The following is a 17,884-nucleotide window of genomic DNA, read 5'->3' as shown; positions in this document are numbered from 1 at the left end:
CGGATCGGCGAGGCTATGTATCGGGAAATGCTTAGTGACCCGGGAAATTCACCAGGCTATAGCTGGTGATACCCTGTTTTTCCAGGCGCTGTTCGCCGCCCAGATCGAACAGGTTGATGATGAAGGCCGCATCGTGCACTTCGCCACCCAGACGACGGATCAGTTTAACCGTCGCTTCAATAGTCCCGCCGGTTGCCAGCAGATCGTCGACCACCAGCACTTTATCGCCAGCTTTGATCGCATCAACGTGGATCTCCAGCTGATCGGTACCGTACTCCAGTTCGTAGCTTTCGGCGATCGTTTCACGCGGCAGCTTACGTGGTTTACGTACCGGGACAAAACCTACGCCCATCGCCAGCGCGACCGGCGCGCCAAACAGGAAACCACGCGCTTCGGTACCCACGACTTTGGTGATACCGGCGTCTTTGTACTTCTCGACCAGCAGTTCAATGCTGAGCGCGTAGGCTTTCGGGTCTTCCAGTAAGCTGGTGACATCGCGGAAAAGAATGCCAGGTTTTGGATAGTCCTGGATGCTCTGGATGCTGTTCTTCAGATATTCAAGCTGCTGTGCAGTTGCGGTCATAGGTTTGTGCCTGATTGAAACAGTGTTACTCAAGGCGAGCAAAACGGGTTAAAAACGGATGCTGCTTAATTTTTAACCGGGCGCGCCTGTGCTCGAAAACGCCAGAATTTACTGGCTCGCTCGTAGAATTGCAACACCATAAATGCGGTTCATCCGTTTTGTTGTTCTGTATCAACGACCGGGATACGCCAGAGGAAAATCAGTAACCCGCAGAGAATCGTCAGCAGCAGCAGCCGAACCCATACCATATCGACCAACCACAGCGAAACGCCAAAGGTCAGTAAAATCACGATACTCGCCCGCGGTTTAGCCCCCGGCGGCATGGCTTTATAGCGCTGCCAGTGGCGTAAATAGCCGCCAAACCAGGAACGATATAGCAGCCAATGATGAAAGCGCGGCGAAGAGCGCGCAAAGCACCAGGCGGCAAGCAGAATAAACGGCGTGGTTGGCAACAGAGGCAATACCACGCCAATAGTGCCAAGGACTACCGCCAGCCAGCCAATAATGATTAAAATAGTACGCTGCATAATGCGAATCGTTATCAAGTGGGTCTGCTACTCTAGCATAGCCGATAACCATCAAGGGGAGAATCCGGTGAAAACGGCGCGGCTTTTACAAACGCTGGAACAACAGCTTACACGGCTTCAGACGCAGATTACGCCGCTGGCAGCCCATGCGACGCTGAGCGCACGCTTTGACCGTCAGCTTTTCCAGACCCGCAGCACCAAAATGCAGGCCTATCTCGACGAGGCATACGCCCATTTTGAGGAGCTAAAACACGCAGTGGAACAGCTGCAGCTGCCGCAGGTAGCCTGGCTTGCCGAACGTCTGGCGGCACAGATTGAGGCCATCAGCCGCGAAAGTGAAGCCTGGTCGCTGCGCGTCTGGGATAGCCCCTCGCCCGGCCTGCGTCGCTGGCAGCGCAAACGGCTGGAAACGCAAGATTTTGAACGCCGTCTGCTGGAGATGAAACAACAGCGTCAGCAACAGTACCAACAGGCTACAACGCTTGAGGATCAGCAACGTCTGGCCCGCGAAATCACCGCCTTTGATGGCCGCCTCACCCGCTGCCGCGAAGCGCTGGAAGATATTGAACGCATACTGGCGCGCATCACGCGCTAACAAGGAGAAGCTATGTCGCTGGAAAGCGCCCCCGATGATGTCAAACTGGCGGTGGATCTGATTGAACTGCTGGAGAGCAACGAGATCGCCCCGGAGATAGTGCTAAGCGCGCTGGAGATGGTGCGCAACGATTACATCAATAAGCTGAAAAACGCGGAAGGCGGCGCGTAAAACGCAAAACGATGGACTGCATCACCGTCATTACCTGTGGCATCTTCTCAGCCATTCCAGGACAGGGGATGACGGAACATCATGAAAATCTATTCGGCGACGCCGCACGACGCCATTTTTAAGCATTTTTTACGCCATAAAGCGATAGCTCGGGATTTCTTACAGGCGCATCTGCCCCGGGAACTGCTCGCGCAATGTCATCTTGAGACACTTCAACTCGCCTCCGGCAGCTTTGTTGAAGAAAACCTGCGCGCCAGCTATTCCGATATTCTCTACGCGCTGCAAACCCGCGATGGGCCAGGCTATATCTATGTGCTGATTGAACATCAAAGCACGCCGGATAAACTGATGCCCTTTCGCCTGATGCGCTATACCCTCGCGGCCATGCAGCAGCATCTGGACGCCGGACATAGCACTCTGCCACTGGTCATCCCCATGCTGTTTTATCACGGTAGTATCAGCCCCTGGCCGTATCGTATGAACTGGCTTGAACTGTTCGACAACGCCACGCTGGCACATCGCCTCTACACCCAGGATTTTCCCCTGGTCGATATCACCGTGATACCGGACAGCGAAATCATGGCCCATCAGCGCATGGCGATGCTGGAACTGTTGTTTAAGCACATCCGCCAGCGCGATCTGGCCTCTTTACAAGAACAACTGGGTGCCTTACTGATAGAGAATTGGCTAACGCCCTCACAGTTGGAAGCGCTGATCGCCTATATGCTACAAGCGGGTAGTGCATCTCACCCGGAAGCGTTACTCTGCACACTGGCGCAATATTCACCACAGCATAAGGAGCAGCTGATGACCATTGCCGAATGGCTAGCCGAAGAGGGACGGAAGAAAGGGATTATCCAGGGAATAGAGCAAGGCGAAGCGCTGGGTCGGCGCGATGAAGCGCAGAAGATTGCGCGAAACATGCTGAATGCCGGACTCTCCGCCGCGCTGGTTCAGCAGTTGACCGGATTAAACGCCGACGACCTTACGGCACAAGCAGAATAGTAAAGGGCGGCTTCCGCCGCCCTTAATGCTTTAATCCGCAACCAAATCCTGGCCGTCGGTTTTAGCGTCACGTTTCACTTCCGTCACCACATCCCCTTTCTCATTGTGCAGATGCACTTCGAGCTGGTTGAAGGCGATATTGATGTCGTTTTCGCGACACAGACGATCGATAGTCCGGTTCAGTTCATCCACGGTATAGCTACGGTCACGCAGTTCGCGCACATACAAACGCAGCTCGTGATCCAGCGTGCTGGCACCGAAGGTGGTGAAGAAGACCGACGGTTCCGGATCGTGCATCACTTTCGGGTGGCTGGTTGCCGCCTGCAGCAGCACCTTTTTCACCTTGTCGAGATCGGATCCATAGGCCACGCCGAGGCGGATCACCACGCGGGTGGTGGTATCACTCAATGACCAGTTGATCAGGCGCTCGGTAACGAACGCTTTGTTCGGGATGATCACCTCTTTGCGGTCAAAATCGGTGATGGTGGTTGCACGGATACGGATCTTGCTGACCGTCCCCGAGAAAGTGCCAATGGTCACCGTATCGCCAATGCGTACCGGGCGTTCGAACAGAATAATCAGGCCGGAGACGAAATTACCGAAAATTTCCTGTAAGCCAAAGCCCAGACCAACCGACAGCGCGGCGGCAAGCCACTGCAGTTTATCCCACGATACCCCGAGCGAACCAAACACGGTCATCGCCCCCACGGCGATAATGGCGTAGTTCAGCACGGTGGTGATGGCATACGAGGCCCCCTGGCGCATATTGAGCCTTGAGAGCACCAGAACTTCCAGCAGCCCCGGCAGGTTGCGAATCAGCGCCCAGGCCACCATCGAGGCAATAATGGCAAACAGCAGGCTGCCCATGGTGACGTCTTTCACCACGCTGGTCCCCGCTTCGGTGCCGGTGTAGTGCCAGAGCGTAATGCTGTCGAGGTAGCTGAATACGGTGATTAAATCAGACCAGATAGCCCAGAACATCAGGCCAAACAGCGCGACCATCACCAGCATGGTAATACGCAGCGTCTGCTGGTTGATCTGCTCCAGCGCAATCGTCGGCTCTTCCTGCGGTTCGGCCCCTTCTGCCCCCTCTTTCACCAGATTCTGGCGACGGGCAACCGCACGACGATAGGCAATGCGGCGAGCCGCCACGCTCAAACCGCGCAGTACCGTCTGGTACAGTAGGTTCCAGAAAATAACCAGATAGACCGTTTCAATCCAGCGGCCGGAAAGACGCAGCGTGGTATAGAAGTAACCGGTCGCGGTGAGCACCATCAGCCCCACCGGCACCAGCGACAGCACCGTCACCGTCAGCAGTCGCAGGCTGTGCGACTCTTTATCACGCCAGCTTTCGCGACACATCGGCCACGTCAGCACCGCAATCACCAACAGGTTTAGCAGAATAACAAACTGCCCCAGCACGTCGTCCATCAAGTTGAGCGGGGAAAGTTCCGACACCACCGACCAGAAGTGCAGCGGCAGCAGCGCGATGCTGATGCGCACAATCTGGCGACGCCAGTGGCTGGTGAGGTGTTCCGGCATATTGAAGTGGCGGACGGCAACGCCGTTTTTCTCCAGCACTTTCCAGCACAGGCCGAAGACCAGCCAGTAAATCGCCAGTTTTTTACTGAACGCCCACAACAGCGCGCTGATATTGAGCTGCATGGTCAGCAGAATCAGGCCTATCGCCAGAATGATCAGCACCACCGGCAGCGCACGGATGAGATCGATGAGAATCGCCTTCGGCGTATGCAGTTGGCTGTCATTACGCAGATTACCCACCTGATCGCCGAGCTTATCCTGATAGCTGCGCAGCCACTGTAGTCGCCAGCGAATCAGCCCGGCAATCAGCAGCAGCGGAAGCCCGGCGAGGAAAGCAATGAACACGGCAGGCCACGCTTTTTCCCAGTTCACGGTGATTTTCATCGATTTGAACTGGCTCTTCAGCGCTTCAGGGAACGATTTAATCCAGTCCCAGTCCATCGGACGGTTGCTGTTCACCCAGAAAATTTGCTGGGTCAGAATCGATTTCAGGCTTTTGGAGACGCTCATCAACTGCTGCTGGTTAACCTGCAGGTTGATAGCCATCATCAGCTGGTTACCCAATTGTTTGTTGATCAGGTCCAGCATTTCGCGACGCGCGTCGACGATTTGCAGCAGCGCATCATGCACTTCGCTGTCAACTTCGTTACTGTGTCCCTCTTCCAGCTTGGCGACAAAATCATCGCTCTGGAACAGGGTGTCGCGTTGCTGGTTAATCTCGAACTGCTCAAGACGCAGGTCGGCGATCCGGGTGGTCATGTCCTCCAGCTCATCCGCCGACGGTAACGTCTGCTGCTGCTGATAAAGAATACGCGACAGCAGCAGGCTGCCCTTCAGCACCGCAATCTGCTCTTTGACGTTACGTTCGGACTGCAGCGCACGGTCGAGCCAGGTTTTTACCTTAATATTCTGCTGCACCAACTGGTTGCCGCTTTCGGTTGCGGTAATCAATTTCTGGCTCAGCTGATGGTTGATTTCGAGCTCTTGCTTTACCAGCGGGTTGCCCTGGATACGGGCGGTCTCTTCCGGTGTGGCGTTCTCGGCGGCTGTTTTTTCCGACAACATCAGGCGCTTACTGTTGACCGCCTCCTGCAGCAGCTGAAGCTGATGCTCAAGCCGGGTACTGTAGGCGGTCACGTAGTCGCGCTGCTTCTGCAGGGAGTCCTGCAATACCGTATTGCCGGCCAGGCTCTTACGCTGAAGCTCAATCTCCGCGTCGAGTAACGTTTTTTGCACCTGTAGCATCGTCTGCTGGGTAGGACGCAGACCATCGCCGACGGTGCTGCCATTCAGGCTGTTACGCACCTGCAGCAGTTGCTGAGAGGCAGAGTTCATCGCGTTCTGTACGCGTTCAGGCTGGGTTTGCAGGGAGACGAGCTGGCTGTTATAGGTGGCCAGGTCGTTTTGCGCATTTTGTAAATCGTCCACCGCTTGGGACACGCGGGCTTCAAGCTGGCGCAGCGACAGGGTGCTCAGTGTTTTACGCGTCTCATCATCGTTATCGACATCGCTGATGTCATTCAGATTGTCGGTAGCCTGGCGCAGCTTAATGGGCGCCTGATCAATCTGCTTTTGTAGCTGGGTACTTTCCGCCTTAACGCTGTCGATTTTATCGAGCAACTGCAGCGTTTCCGTCAGATCCTGCTGAACCAGCTTTTCCTGAGGAGTCAGGTCTTTTTTATTGTTCAGCGCGTTAAGCTGATCCTGGACGTCAGAACGGTCAGGAATATCGGTGCCGTTCAGCGCACGGGCTTGTACCGCGGCGATAGATAGCACAAAACAGACAGCAATAATGAGAAATGCAGAGATCGTGGCCCGAGGGCGGATGTTATGCAGCATAATCTTAACATGTGTGGTGGCTAAAGCCGGCGGCATGCCGGAGATAAATACCGGCGCAGAATAGCACTTCTGGCTACAGGCGAATAGCCAGGGCAGCCAGGATTATTCCTGGTAATCCTTAGAACAAGGGAGGTCTTTTTCGTCGCGTAACGTTGGACAAAATTGGTACATCTCAAGCAGGATAGCCACGTAGGACTCAGCCTCGGCCCTCAGATCGAAGGAGGTCGGGGCAAACAGCCAGTTTTCCATTAACCCTGAAATATAGCTGCGGGTTAAAATCGCCGCCCGGCGACTTAACAAATTTGCCGGTAAAACCTTCGCCGTGACACAGTCATTTAACGTCTGTTCAATCCGATCGTAACTTTCTAAACATAAATTACGCTGGGCCTGTTGCACTACGGCCATTTCACCGACAAACTCACATTTGTGAAAAATGATTTCCATCATCAATCGTCGGCGCTCTTCGATAACCGTGGCAACTAGAATATAAACTAAGATTTCTCTCAAAACTGAGAGTGGATCACCGGGGAATTTTGCCCGATACTCAATTTCAAGATCGCCGATGCTGGACTCTGATAACGCCCAGATTTCATTAAAGAGATCCGACTTATCCTTAAAATGCCAGTAAATTGCGCCACGCGTCACCCCTGCCGCTTTTGCAATCTCGGCGAGTGAGGTGGATGATACCCCCTGCTGTGAGAACAACCGTAGGGCGACATCCAGTATGTGCTGACGCGTAGCCAGCGCTTCTTCTTTGGTTTTTCGTGCCATAGGTCGGTGAATTTGCAGGGGTTAGATTTACATACATTTATGAATGTATGTACCATAGTATGACGATAATACAAACGCAGCAATGGGTTTGTGGACGCTTGTTCCATTGATCAATTTGAAATCGGACACTCGAGGTTTACATATGAACAAAAACAGAGGGTTAACGCCTCTGGCGGTCGTTCTGATGCTCTCAGGCAGCTTAGCGCTAACAGGATGTGACGACAAACCAGCTCAGCAAGGAGCGCAACACATGCCAGAAGTGGGCGTGGTGACGCTCAAATCTGAACCTCTTGTAATCACGACGGAACTGCCAGGCCGCACCAACGCCTATCGTGTCGCAGAAGTTCGCCCGCAGGTCAGCGGGATTATTCTGAAGCGCAACTTTATCGAAGGTGGCGACATCAAGGCGGGCGAGTCGCTCTATCAGATTGATCCGGCAACCTATCAGGCATCCTATGAAAGCGCGAAAGGCGACTTAGCGAAAGCGGAAGCGGCTGCCAATATCGCCAAACTGACCGTCAATCGTTACTCCAAACTGCTGGGTACTCAGTACATCAGCCGTCAGGATTACGATACTGCCGTTGCGGATGCTCAGCAGGCTAACGCCGCCGTTCTGGCCGCAAAAGCCGCCGTTGAAACCGCGCGTATCAACCTGGCCTATACCAAAGTGACTTCGCCTATCAGCGGTCGCATTGGTAAATCGTCTGTCACCGAAGGCGCGCTGGTCCAGAACGGTCAAGCGACCGCACTGGCTACCGTTCAGCAGCTCGACCCGATCTACGTTGATGTTACCCAGTCCAGCAATGATTTCCTGCGTCTGAAGCAGGAGCTGGCAGACGGCAAACTGAAACAGGAAAACGGGAAAGCGAAAGTGGACCTGGTGACCAACGACGGCATCAAGTATCCGCAGAGCGGGACATTAGAGTTCTCTGACGTCACCGTTGACCAGACCACCGGTTCTATCACGCTGCGCGCCATCTTCCCTAACCCTGACCATACGCTGCTGCCGGGCATGTTTGTTCGCGCACGTCTGGAAGAAGGGACCAACCCAACCGCGCTGCTGGTTCCTCAGCAGGGTGTAACCCGTACGCCGCGTGGCGATGCGAGCGCCATGGTTGTGGGTGAAGGCGATAAAGTCGAAGTTCGTCAGATCGTTGCAAGCCAGGCGATTGGCGACAAATGGCTGGTGACGGGTGGTTTGAAAGACGGCGATCGCGTGATTATCAGCGGTCTGCAAAAAGTGAAACCGGGCGTGCAGGTTAAAGCCCAGGAAGTCACTTCTGACGATAAACAGCAAGCTGCCGCTGGCGCCGCTCAGTCAGAACAAACCAAGTCTTAACTTAAACAGGAGCCGTTAAGACATGCCTAATTTCTTTATCGATCGCCCCATATTTGCGTGGGTGATCGCCATTATTATCATGCTGGCTGGGGGGCTATCGATCCTCAAATTGCCGGTAGCGCAATATCCAACGATTGCGCCGCCTGCGATTTCGATCACGGCCATGTATCCCGGTGCTGACGCCGAAACGGTGCAGAACACTGTAACTCAGGTTATCGAACAGAACATGAACGGTATCGATCACCTGATGTACATGTCCTCCAACGGCGACTCCACCGGTACCGCAACCATTACCCTGACCTTCGAATCCGGTACCGATCCGGATATCGCTCAGGTACAGGTACAGAACAAGCTCGCTCTGGCGACGCCGCTTCTGCCGCAGGAAGTTCAGCAGCAGGGTATCAGCGTTGAAAAAGCCTCCAGCAGCTTCCTGATGGTTGTTGGTGTTATCAACACCAACGGCACCATGAACCAGGACGATATTTCCGACTACGTTGCGGCCAACATGAAGGACGCCATCAGCCGTACTAGCGGCGTGGGCGACGTTCAGCTGTTCGGTTCCCAGTACGCGATGCGTATCTGGATGGACCCGAACAAACTGAATAACTTCCAGTTGACGCCAGTGGATGTTATTAGCGCGCTGAAAGCACAGAACGCCCAGGTGGCGGCAGGCCAATTAGGTGGTACGCCGCCTGTACCTGGCCAGCAGCTGAACGCCTCTATCGTGGCGCAGACCCGTCTAACGAATACCGAAGAGTTTGGCAACATTCTGCTGAAGGTTAACCAGGACGGTTCGCAGGTTCGCCTGCGCGACGTGGCGAAAATTGAGCTCGGCGGCGAAAGCTATGACGTGGTAGCGAAGTTTAACGGCCAGCCGGCTTCCGGTCTGGGTATTAAACTGGCGACCGGCGCAAACGCCCTGGACACCGCGAACGCGATTCGCGCTGAACTGGCGAAAATGGAGCCGTTCTTCCCGTCAGGCCTGAAAATCGTTTACCCATACGACACCACCCCGTTCGTTAAGATCTCAATTCACGAAGTGGTGAAAACGCTGGTCGAGGCGATCATCCTGGTGTTCCTGGTGATGTATCTGTTCCTGCAGAACTTCCGTGCGACGCTGATCCCAACTATCGCGGTGCCGGTGGTACTGCTCGGGACCTTTGCGGTACTTGCCGCGTTTGGCTTCTCGATAAACACCCTAACGATGTTCGGGATGGTGCTCGCCATCGGCCTTCTGGTGGATGACGCCATCGTGGTGGTCGAGAACGTCGAGCGTGTGATGGCCGAAGAAGGGCTACCGCCGAAAGAAGCAACGCGTAAATCCATGGGCCAGATTCAGGGCGCACTGGTGGGTATTGCGATGGTGCTGTCAGCGGTATTTATCCCGATGGCCTTCTTCGGTGGTTCCACCGGGGCAATCTATCGCCAGTTCTCCATCACTATCGTTTCCGCGATGGCGCTGTCGGTACTGGTGGCGTTGATCCTGACGCCGGCACTGTGTGCCACGATGCTGAAGCCAATCGCCAAAGGCAGCCACGGTTCTACCAAAGGCTTCTTCGGTTGGTTCAACAACATGTTCGAGAAGAGCACGCACCATTACACCGATAGCGTAGGCAACATCCTGCGCAGCACCGGTCGTTACCTGCTGCTGTATCTGATCATCGTGGTTGGCATGGCATACCTGTTCGTGCGTCTGCCAAGCTCCTTCCTGCCAGACGAAGACCAGGGCGTATTCCTGAGCATGGCGCAGCTGCCTGCCGGTGCAACCCAGGAACGTACGCAGAAAGTGCTGGATGAGATGACCAATTACTATCTCACCAAAGAGAAGAACAACGTTGAATCCGTCTTTGCCGTAAACGGCTTCGGCTTCGCGGGTCGCGGCCAGAACACCGGTATCGCCTTCGTGTCGCTGAAAGACTGGAGTGAACGTCCGGGCGCAGAGAACAAAGTTGAAGCGATTACCGGTCGTGCGATGGGCTACTTCTCGACAATTAAAGATGCGATGGTGTTCGCCTTTAACCTGCCAGCTATCGTGGAACTGGGTACCGCTACCGGCTTCGACTTCCAGCTGATCGACCAGGCGGGTCTGGGCCACGAAAAACTGACCCAGGCGCGTAACCAGCTGTTCGGGATGATTGCCCAGCACCCTGACGTGCTGACCGGCGTGCGTCCTAACGGCCTGGAAGATACGCCGCAGTTCAAGATCGATATCGATCAGGAAAAAGCGCAGGCGCTGGGCGTTTCCATCAGCGACATCAATACCACTCTCGGCACAGCCTGGGGCGGTAGCTACGTCAACGACTTCATCGACCGCGGTCGTGTGAAGAAGGTGTACCTGATGTCCGAAGCGAAATACCGTATGCTGCCGGAAGATATTGGCAAATGGTACGTTCGTGGTAGCGATGGTCAGATGGTGCCGTTCTCCGCCTTCTCTACTTCACGTTGGGAATACGGTTCACCGCGTCTGGAACGTTACAACGGTCTGCCATCCATGGAAATTCTGGGTCAGGCGGCTGAAGGTAAGAGTACCGGTGAAGCCATGAACCTGATGGAAGAGCTGGCGGGTAAACTGCCTGCGGGTATCGGCTACGACTGGACGGGGATGTCCTACCAGGAACGTCTGTCTGGTAACCAGGCCCCTGCCCTGTACGCCATCTCGCTGATTGTCGTCTTCCTGTGTCTGGCAGCGTTGTATGAGAGCTGGTCTATTCCGTTCTCGGTTATGCTGGTTGTTCCACTGGGGGTGGTTGGTGCGCTGTTGGCAGCAACGCTTCGCGGGTTAACTAACGACGTTTACTTCCAGGTGGGCCTGTTGACCACCATTGGCCTGTCGGCGAAGAACGCGATACTGATCGTTGAATTCGCCAAAGACCTGATGGATAAAGAAGGCAAAGGGCTGATTGAAGCGACGCTGGAAGCCGTACGTATGCGTCTGCGCCCAATCCTGATGACCTCGCTGGCGTTTATCCTCGGTGTCATGCCGCTGGTTATCAGCTCCGGCGCAGGCTCCGGTGCGCAGAACGCTGTTGGTACCGGCGTAATGGGCGGGATGGTGACAGCAACCGTTCTGGCTATCTTCTTCGTACCGGTGTTCTTCGTGGTTGTACGTCGTCGTTTCAGCCGTAAAAACGAAGACCTCGAGCACAGCCATAAAGTAGAGCACCACTAAAGCTATGCTACCGAAAGGGCCGCTATTGCGGCCCTTTTTTTATCCCTACGCCACCAGTCCTGGCGTCTATTTTTTAATCAATCATAAAAAATAGATATTGTGGTTACCCTATATATTAAAATATAGTCCCCTCTCCTATCTCGCTTTATTGAGATTTGTCTTTAATTCATTTTGAATAATCTGTAGCCCCTCCGACGATAGAAACGAATTAAGATTAATCCTATAATATTTAATCGAACGACATCACAGCACCCGCGGTCTAAGTCTATGAATGTTATCTTTATCATGCGAAAGTATGATAAAGCGCGGCCTATGCCCGCCCTGCCCGGTCATTGTTTATAAAAAAACTAACCATTTGAGACTTAATTGTAATTTTTCGTAATAGCTCGGTGAAATCTTTTGCGGAGTAGATTATAGTTACTGCAGATCGGGAACACGTGCATGTTTCAGGTTAACCAGTAGTACCCATCCCACACCGGTATTTGTTACTCGTTGTTTGAACTGCAATCAGGGGGATGCGTTATGGACGAATACTCACCAAAAAGACACGATATCGCACAGCTTAAGTTTCTTTGTGAAACCCTGTATCATGACTGTCTTGTCACGCTTGAAGAGAGCAACCATGGTTGGGTGAATGACCCTACCTCGGCGGTTAACCTGCAGCTTAATGAGCTGATTGAACATATTGCAACGTTTGCACTTAATTATAAAATTAAGTACGACGAAGATAATAAACTGATTGCGCAGATCGACGAATATCTGGATGATACTTTCATGTTGTTCGGTAACTACGGCATTAATAGCAGCGACCTGCAAAAATGGCGTAAGTCAGGGAACAAACTTTTCCGCTGTTTCGTCAACGCTAGCCGAGCTAACCCTGTTAGCCTCTCTTGTTAAAATTATTACAATCAATGGGTGAATTATGTCTGATAAACCACTAACTAAAACTGATTATTTGATGCGCCTACGACGCTGTCAGTCAATTGATACGTTAGAACGTGTCATTGAAAAAAATAAATATGAACTGTCCGATAACGAACTGGCGGTATTTTACTCAGCGGCCGATCATCGTCTGGCTGAATTGACCATGAATAAACTGTACGACAAAATTCCTTCAACCGTCTGGAAGTATATTCGTTAATTTTTATTCATTTACAGGCACGTACCCCACTCCGTGTATTTTGTCGAATCTCTGTGATTTGTATCACAGCGATGAACTGGGAACGTTCCCAAATCTCTGATCGCCTTTTATGGTGATGGCTTCCCGTACAGGAGGCCCTATGAGTGAAGAAAAACGTAAGATGATTGCGGGTGAATATTATCGCCCGGCTGATGACACGCTGAGAATGGACCGGCTACGCGCCCGGCACCTTATCCATCGGTATAACCATACCGAGCCGGACGAGAAATCCGAACGGGCAGCGTTGTTGACAGAGCTATTAGGCAACCCCCACGATGCCTATATTGAACCGACATTCCGCTGCGACTACGGCTACAATATCCATCTCGGTACCAACTTCTACGCGAATTTCGACTGCGTGATGCTCGATGTCTGCCCTATTTATATCGGCGATAACTGTATGCTGGCGCCCGGCGTTCATATCTACACCGCCACCCATCCGCTTGATGCGACTGAGCGCAACAGCGGCATTGAATATGGCAAACCGGTGAAGATTGGTCATAATGTGTGGATTGGTGGACGAGCGGTGATTAATCCCGGCGTGACCATTGGTGATAACGCGGTTATAGCTTCTGGTGCAGTCGTGGTTAAAGACGTGCCAGCAAATGCCGTCGTCGGTGGTAATCCCGCTAACGTCATCAAAATGCTGGCCTGATAACAGACGCGGACTGTTATGCTTTTTTGCAACCGATCTGTTACTTTCTGTATTGATTGGCGCAACATACAATAGGCTATTCCGCCCTTCGTTGCCGAGCAAAAGATGTCAGAGATCCAGCGATTACTCACGCAAACCATTGATGAACTAAACGTGACTGAAAAGCGCGACAACCGGCCGCGCTTTAGCATTAGCTTTATCCGCAACCACCCAGGTCTATTCATCGCCATGTACCTTGCGTTCTTCGCAACGCTCGTGGTGATGATGCGCTCTGAAACCCTGGCCGATACCGTCTGGCTGCTATGGCTGCTGTTTGCGCTGCTGAACGGCTTCTTCTTTTTCGACGTCTATCCGCGCTACCGCTATGAAGATATCGACGTCCTGGATTTCCGTGTCTGCTACAACGGCGAGTGGTACAACACCCGCTTTGTCCCCAAACAGCTTGTCGAGCGGATCCTGAACTCCGCCCGCGTGGACGGCCAGGCGAAGGCCCAACTACAGAAAATGGTCTCCACCAAGGGCGAACTGTCGTTCTACGATGTCTTCACCCTTGCCCGCGCCGAAGCGGCACAATAAGCCGCTGTAACGTCCGTATCGCCGTCGTAAACTGCGATGCGGACGTATTGCCATAGCCCAGCACCAGCCCGGTTCGCGCCTGTTGGCGGTTAAGATAAAAGCTGCTGAGCGCACTGGGCGCCATCTGATGCAGCCGCGCCTGACGCACCAGAGCCACGTCATCAATCCCGTCAATAGCTACCGTCATATGTAGCCCCCCTTCTCCTGCCATCAGTTGATGCGGAACGGTCAGTTCCTGCTCCAACGCATCATGCAGTTGCGCCTGGCGTTTACGATAAAGACGACGCATCGCCGCCAGATGGCGCGCATAGTGCCCCTCTTCAATAAAACAGGCCAGCGCACGCTGCTCGGCACGGTGTCCACCGCGCAATAGCGCACGTATGGCAGGCTGCGCCACCTCAACCAGCATTGATGGCAGCACCATAAACCCAATGCGCAGCGACGGGAACAGCGTCTTACTGAAAGTCCCCAGGTAGACCACTGGGGCGTTATCGACCATTCCGCGCATGGCCGGAATCGGCTCGCCGCTAAAGCGAAATTCACTGTCGTAGTCATCCTCAACGATCCACGCCCCATGCTGACGGGCATAGTCCAGCAGCGCCAGACGCCGCGTCGCGCTGAGCACGCTGCCAATGGGATACTGGTGAGAGGGAGAGGTAAAGATCATCGTCGGTGGCGGCAGATTGACGGCAATCTGCATACCTTCTTCATCCACCGGTATCGTTTCCAGCGCTAACCCCGCCGCCAGGAATGCGCTTTTGGCACCAAAATAGCCCGGCTCTTCTACCCAGGCGGTTTGTCCCGGTTCGCTGAGCAGCTGCGTGCACAGGTTTACGCCTTCCAGCGCTCCTTCAGTGATGACAATTTGCCGGGCATCGCAGTCGATGCCGCGCGATAACGCAAGATGGCGGGCTATCGCCACCCGCAACGGCCACTCACCTGCCGCATCGCCATAGCCAAGCAACGAGCTCCCCTCTTCACGCATGACGCGGTCAAGCAATCGTCGCCAGAGCGGCAAGGGAAAATAGTTAATGGCCGGTGTGCCGGGGGTGAACAACAATGGCGGCGTATCGCGCGGCATGACCTGCGGCAGCCGCTGTAACCGTGACGGAAGCTTGACGGGCGCCGGTATCGACGCCTTGTGGTTTTCCGGCTGCGGCAGCGCGGCCACCCGCGAACCCCGACGGTCTCGCCGCAGGTAGCCTTCAATCGTCAACTGCTCCAGCGCAGCATTGACTGTATTACGCGATACCTGCAGCCGCTCGGCGATCGCTCGCGAACCCGGCAGCCAACTCTGCGCCTGGAGTTGCCCCTGCATAATGGCCTCTCGCAGCGCAGCATACAGGCTGCGCTGAAGCGTCTCTGTTCCACGCGACTGCAGCGCGCGGGAAAGCAGGGCAAAAAAGGGATCGTCAGGAATATTCATCTCAGCTCCTCGTGGTACCATCAAAAGATAACCTGGTGGCACTTCTTATGGAACCAGTAAACCCCTACGCTCAGCGTATTGTTTATTTTCCCCAAGGAGAGGTTATGAGTCAGCTTAATCAATTTGGTCAGTTAATTGGCGATGCTCTGCCGGATTGGCAGCCACGTCCACGTCCTGAGCGCGTGGTGCTGGAAGGGAAGTTTTGCCGCCTTGAACCGCTGAGCCTTGTGCACGCCGATGCGCTGTTTGCCGCCCACCAGCAGGCAACGGATACCCGTAACTGGACGTGGCTGCTGCGCGAGCCGGAAAGTTCGGTAGAGGAATATCGTCAGTGGGTAGCGAGCGTGGAAAACCTGCAGGATCCGGTTCATTTTGCGGTCATCGACAGGCAAACCAATCTGCCAGTCGGTTCGCTGGCATTAATGCGCATCGACCCGAATAACGGGGTAATGGAAGTCGGCCATGTCCACTTCTCACCGCTGTTGAGCAGAACGCCTGCGTCTACGGAAGCCCAATGGCTGCTGATGCGCTATGCGTTCGATACCCTGGGCTATCGCCGCTATGAGTGGAAATGCAACAGCTTCAATGAACCCTCACGCAAAGCCGCGCTGCGTTTAGGTTTCCAGTTTGAAGGTCATTTTCGCCAGGCGCTGGTGATTAAAGGTCATAACCGCGATACCGACTGGTTTTCAATTATCGACGGTGAGTGGTCAGCGCTGAACGCCGCCTTCCAGAAATGGCTTGCCGCCGACAATTTTACCGCCGACGGCAAGCAACGCCACACCCTGGAGTCGCTGCGACAGTTGTCCGCTTAACGGCGCTTCTTGCGCCCCTGAACGGCCTTAAAGCGAGGGTTCGACTTGCAGATAACGTACAGTCGTCCTTTGCGTTTCACAATCTGACAATCCGGGTGGCGCTGTTTGGCGCTGCGCAATGAGTTAAGTACCTGCATCATGAACCTCTTTTCACATCAATAAAGCGGCCAAAACGCTGGCTGAAGCGCGCCACGCTACCCTCGGTAGAGGCCGTTCTCTGTTTCCCGGTGTAGTACGGGTGCGATTTGGACGACACATCAATGGTGACATACGGATATGTCACACCTTCCAGCTCAATCTCCCGGTCGGTTTTTATGGTCGAACCTACTTTGAAATACTCGTTGGCACTGGTGTCATGAAACACCACGGTGCGGTAATGGGGATGGATATTGGCTTTCATCTGACCCTCGATATCATATGTTATAACATAACAATTACGATACGCCGCGAAACCGGGCTTTGCAACCCTACAAATTAAAGGGGGATAGCCGGAGCGCAGAACACGCTCCGGACAAAGAGGTCAGCGGCTAAGCTGATGCGCGATGGCGCGCAACTGCTCCACAATCGCCTGCATATCTTTGCCCTGCTCCACTTTTGCCCCGGTGGAGTGGCGAACGACCAGGCGAGCCGGAAGAATGGATGAGGTGCGCGACGAGGCGTTATCGTCACTCTCCAGAATACGACGCACCGCCTCTTTACCCTGCAAATCAAGGTCAAGCGAGACGGTGGTCAATGCCGGATAGAAGAACGAACTTTCATAGGTGTCATCGTAGCCAATCACCGACTTTTCACCGGGGATCGCCACCTGATGCTGATGGAACGCACTCAATACCCCCAGCGCCATCTGATCGTTGCCCACCAGCACCGCTGAAAAATCTGGCGTCTCGCGCAGCATCTGCAGCGCGCAGGCGTAGCCGCTTTGCGCATCCCAGTTACCGTGAAGTACGGTGACGGGCTTCAGGCCGTAACTGTTCAGCGTATCCAGCCAGCTCCTCAGACGCAGATTAGCGGAAACGGAACTCGCCGGCCCGGCCAGGATAGCCATCTCACGATGCCCGGACTCATACAAATATTTCACGCTGGCACGGGTGCCATCCGCTGGGTTAAACGAAACGTTATACACGGAGCTGTAGGGGTCAACGTCGAGGAAAAGACAGACGATGTCATCATTATCATCCGCGATTTTCTGCGCCGTTTCGGTCTCCAGCGGCACGTTGATAATCACTTTGCTGACCAGCTGCGATTTCAGCTCATTGATTGAATCCTGAATGCTATGATTGACGCTCTCATCAATCATCGAAATCAGTACCTGATACCCCTCCAGATTTGCATAGCGTTTCACCGCAGCTGCGACCTGAGAAGGCGCGTGCAGCGCCAGAGAAGTGGTGACCAGTCCAAGCGTCTGACTGGTCTTTCCAACCAGCTGTTGTGCCAGTCTATTTGGGACATAGCGGAGGACCTCAATGGATTTCTCCACCTTGTGGCGTGTGGCTTCGGATACATTGGCAGATTTATTGAGTACCCTGGACACAGTCTGGTAGGAGACGCCCGCATGGCGAGCAACATCTTCCAAAGTTGCGCTTTTAGACTTCATCGTCCGGTTCCTTATGTTGTTATCGCTAGATTGTAACAGGGGTCACTCCAAAAAACGTCTACCGACCTGACTCATGGCATACGATAACACAAAAAAG

At 54.0% G+C, this 17,884-nt stretch carries 18 protein-coding genes; 10 read left to right on the top strand and 8 right to left on the bottom strand.

Features of this window, described 5'->3' with window-relative positions:
• Positions 1-31 precede the first annotated feature (31 nt).
• Positions 32-583, bottom strand: coding sequence for an adenine phosphoribosyltransferase (gene apt / locus AB2B48_RS23665; RefSeq protein ID WP_035891847.1), 552 nt, complete (start codon positions 581-583; stop codon positions 32-34).
• Between the two features lie 149 nt (positions 584-732).
• Positions 733-1,110 carry a DUF454 family protein gene (locus AB2B48_RS23660; protein ID WP_368300419.1) on the bottom strand — a complete coding sequence of 126 codons (378 nt, stop codon included), beginning with the start codon at positions 1,108-1,110 and terminating at the stop codon, positions 733-735.
• A 67-nt stretch (positions 1,111-1,177) separates the two neighbouring features.
• Here AB2B48_RS23660 and priC point away from each other — a divergent pair, with 67 nt between their 5' ends.
• The 3 genes from priC to AB2B48_RS23645 all read left to right on the top strand — a co-directional run bounded on the left by priC (position 1,178) and on the right by AB2B48_RS23645 (position 2,881).
• On the top strand, positions 1,178-1,705 hold the full coding sequence (priC, locus tag AB2B48_RS23655) for a primosomal replication protein N'' (RefSeq protein ID WP_368300418.1): 528 nt from the start codon (positions 1,178-1,180) through the stop codon (positions 1,703-1,705).
• Positions 1,706-1,717: 12 nt separating this feature from the next.
• Entirely contained in the window at positions 1,718-1,876 is a 159-nt protein-coding gene (gene rsmS / locus AB2B48_RS23650; RefSeq protein ID WP_185667102.1) for a pleiotropic regulatory protein RsmS, read from the top strand.
• An 81-nt stretch (positions 1,877-1,957) separates the two neighbouring features.
• A complete protein-coding gene (locus AB2B48_RS23645; RefSeq protein ID WP_368300417.1) occupies positions 1,958-2,881 on the top strand; it encodes an Rpn family recombination-promoting nuclease/putative transposase in 924 nt (307 codons plus the stop codon).
• Positions 2,882-2,911: 30 nt separating this feature from the next.
• Here the strand turns inward: AB2B48_RS23645 and mscK are convergent, their stop codons facing one another.
• Positions 2,912-6,262 (bottom strand): mechanosensitive channel MscK, encoded by a 3,351-nt coding sequence (mscK, locus tag AB2B48_RS23640; RefSeq protein WP_185667104.1) that lies wholly within the window; start codon positions 6,260-6,262, stop codon positions 2,912-2,914.
• A 102-nt stretch (positions 6,263-6,364) separates the two neighbouring features.
• Positions 6,365-7,033, bottom strand: coding sequence for a multidrug efflux transporter transcriptional repressor AcrR (acrR, locus tag AB2B48_RS23635; RefSeq protein WP_185667105.1), 669 nt, complete (start codon positions 7,031-7,033; stop codon positions 6,365-6,367).
• 142 nt (positions 7,034-7,175) lie between these two features.
• On the opposite strand from acrR, the gene acrA reads away from it, so the two are divergent.
• The 6 genes from acrA (at position 7,176) to AB2B48_RS23605 (ending at position 13,952) form a co-directional block, all read left to right on the top strand.
• Positions 7,176-8,372, top strand: a complete 1,197-nt coding sequence (gene acrA / locus AB2B48_RS23630) for a multidrug efflux RND transporter periplasmic adaptor subunit AcrA (RefSeq protein ID WP_220438620.1) — start codon at positions 7,176-7,178, stop codon at positions 8,370-8,372.
• A 22-nt stretch (positions 8,373-8,394) separates the two neighbouring features.
• Positions 8,395-11,541: a multidrug efflux RND transporter permease subunit AcrB gene (acrB, locus tag AB2B48_RS23625; protein WP_185667107.1), complete on the top strand. Its 3,147-nt coding sequence runs from the start codon at positions 8,395-8,397 to the stop codon at positions 11,539-11,541.
• Positions 11,542-12,063: 522 nt separating this feature from the next.
• Positions 12,064-12,438: an Hha toxicity modulator TomB gene (tomB, locus tag AB2B48_RS23620; RefSeq protein WP_185667108.1), complete on the top strand. Its 375-nt coding sequence runs from the start codon at positions 12,064-12,066 to the stop codon at positions 12,436-12,438.
• Positions 12,439-12,463: 25 nt separating this feature from the next.
• Positions 12,464-12,682 (top strand): HHA domain-containing protein, encoded by a 219-nt coding sequence (locus AB2B48_RS23615; protein WP_064547995.1) that lies wholly within the window; start codon positions 12,464-12,466, stop codon positions 12,680-12,682.
• A gap of 139 nt (positions 12,683-12,821) precedes the next feature.
• Positions 12,822-13,376: a maltose O-acetyltransferase gene (gene maa / locus AB2B48_RS23610; RefSeq protein WP_368300416.1), complete on the top strand. Its 555-nt coding sequence runs from the start codon at positions 12,822-12,824 to the stop codon at positions 13,374-13,376.
• 105 nt (positions 13,377-13,481) lie between these two features.
• A complete protein-coding gene (locus tag AB2B48_RS23605) occupies positions 13,482-13,952 on the top strand; it encodes a YlaC family protein (protein WP_368300415.1) in 471 nt (156 codons plus the stop codon).
• Here the strand turns inward: AB2B48_RS23605 and AB2B48_RS23600 are convergent.
• Complete coding sequence (locus AB2B48_RS23600; protein WP_368300414.1) at positions 13,921-15,378, bottom strand: PLP-dependent aminotransferase family protein; 1,458 nt, start codon at positions 15,376-15,378, stop codon at positions 13,921-13,923. The two genes, AB2B48_RS23605 and AB2B48_RS23600, sit on opposite strands and share 32 nt — an antisense overlap.
• A gap of 104 nt (positions 15,379-15,482) precedes the next feature.
• On the opposite strand from AB2B48_RS23600, the gene AB2B48_RS23595 reads away from it, so the two are divergent.
• Positions 15,483-16,193, top strand: a complete 711-nt coding sequence (locus AB2B48_RS23595) for a GNAT family N-acetyltransferase (protein WP_333010170.1) — start codon at positions 15,483-15,485, stop codon at positions 16,191-16,193.
• Here AB2B48_RS23595 and ykgO read toward each other — a convergent pair.
• From ykgO to AB2B48_RS23580, 3 genes are all read right to left on the bottom strand, one after another.
• Positions 16,190-16,330, bottom strand: a complete 141-nt coding sequence (gene ykgO, locus AB2B48_RS23590; protein ID WP_003859006.1) for a type B 50S ribosomal protein L36 — start codon at positions 16,328-16,330, stop codon at positions 16,190-16,192. The genes AB2B48_RS23595 and ykgO overlap by 4 nt on opposite strands.
• Positions 16,330-16,593, bottom strand: coding sequence for a type B 50S ribosomal protein L31 (locus AB2B48_RS23585; RefSeq protein WP_035891863.1), 264 nt, complete (start codon positions 16,591-16,593; stop codon positions 16,330-16,332). The genes ykgO and AB2B48_RS23585 overlap by 1 nt, the downstream gene beginning before the upstream one ends.
• A gap of 120 nt (positions 16,594-16,713) precedes the next feature.
• Positions 16,714-17,787, bottom strand: a complete 1,074-nt coding sequence (locus AB2B48_RS23580) for a LacI family DNA-binding transcriptional regulator (protein ID WP_368300413.1) — start codon at positions 17,785-17,787, stop codon at positions 16,714-16,716.
• Between the last annotated feature and the right edge of the window lie 97 nt (positions 17,788-17,884).

Source organism: Kluyvera sichuanensis (assembly GCF_040930405.1).
Classification (GTDB): domain Bacteria; phylum Pseudomonadota; class Gammaproteobacteria; order Enterobacterales; family Enterobacteriaceae; genus Kluyvera; species Kluyvera sichuanensis.
Note: the sequence above shows the minus strand (reverse complement) of the source record. Positions and strands in the feature narration are given on the sequence as shown.

What these genes read in the sequence shown, in the direction of transcription:
- apt (WP_035891847.1), bottom strand. Translation starts at nt 583, where the DNA reads ATGACCGCAACTGCACAGCAGCTTGAATATCTGAAGAACAGCATCCAG.
- AB2B48_RS23660 (WP_368300419.1), bottom strand. Translation starts at nt 1,110, where the DNA reads ATGCAGCGTACTATTTTAATCATTATTGGCTGGCTGGCGGTAGTCCTT.
- rsmS (WP_185667102.1), top strand. Translation starts at nt 1,718, where the DNA reads ATGTCGCTGGAAAGCGCCCCCGATGATGTCAAACTGGCGGTGGATCTG.
- AB2B48_RS23645 (WP_368300417.1), top strand. Translation starts at nt 1,958, where the DNA reads ATGAAAATCTATTCGGCGACGCCGCACGACGCCATTTTTAAGCATTTT.
- mscK (WP_185667104.1), bottom strand. Translation starts at nt 6,262, where the DNA reads ATGCTGCATAACATCCGCCCTCGGGCCACGATCTCTGCATTTCTCATT.
- acrR (WP_185667105.1), bottom strand. Translation starts at nt 7,033, where the DNA reads ATGGCACGAAAAACCAAAGAAGAAGCGCTGGCTACGCGTCAGCACATA.
- acrA (WP_220438620.1), top strand. Translation starts at nt 7,176, where the DNA reads ATGAACAAAAACAGAGGGTTAACGCCTCTGGCGGTCGTTCTGATGCTC.
- acrB (WP_185667107.1), top strand. Translation starts at nt 8,395, where the DNA reads ATGCCTAATTTCTTTATCGATCGCCCCATATTTGCGTGGGTGATCGCC.
- tomB (WP_185667108.1), top strand. Translation starts at nt 12,064, where the DNA reads ATGGACGAATACTCACCAAAAAGACACGATATCGCACAGCTTAAGTTT.
- AB2B48_RS23615 (WP_064547995.1), top strand. Translation starts at nt 12,464, where the DNA reads ATGTCTGATAAACCACTAACTAAAACTGATTATTTGATGCGCCTACGA.
- maa (WP_368300416.1), top strand. Translation starts at nt 12,822, where the DNA reads ATGAGTGAAGAAAAACGTAAGATGATTGCGGGTGAATATTATCGCCCG.
- AB2B48_RS23605 (WP_368300415.1), top strand. Translation starts at nt 13,482, where the DNA reads ATGTCAGAGATCCAGCGATTACTCACGCAAACCATTGATGAACTAAAC.
- AB2B48_RS23600 (WP_368300414.1), bottom strand. Translation starts at nt 15,378, where the DNA reads ATGAATATTCCTGACGATCCCTTTTTTGCCCTGCTTTCCCGCGCGCTG.
- AB2B48_RS23595 (WP_333010170.1), top strand. Translation starts at nt 15,483, where the DNA reads ATGAGTCAGCTTAATCAATTTGGTCAGTTAATTGGCGATGCTCTGCCG.
- ykgO (WP_003859006.1), bottom strand. Translation starts at nt 16,330, where the DNA reads ATGCAGGTACTTAACTCATTGCGCAGCGCCAAACAGCGCCACCCGGAT.
- AB2B48_RS23585 (WP_035891863.1), bottom strand. Translation starts at nt 16,593, where the DNA reads ATGAAAGCCAATATCCATCCCCATTACCGCACCGTGGTGTTTCATGAC.
- AB2B48_RS23580 (WP_368300413.1), bottom strand. Translation starts at nt 17,787, where the DNA reads ATGAAGTCTAAAAGCGCAACTTTGGAAGATGTTGCTCGCCATGCGGGC.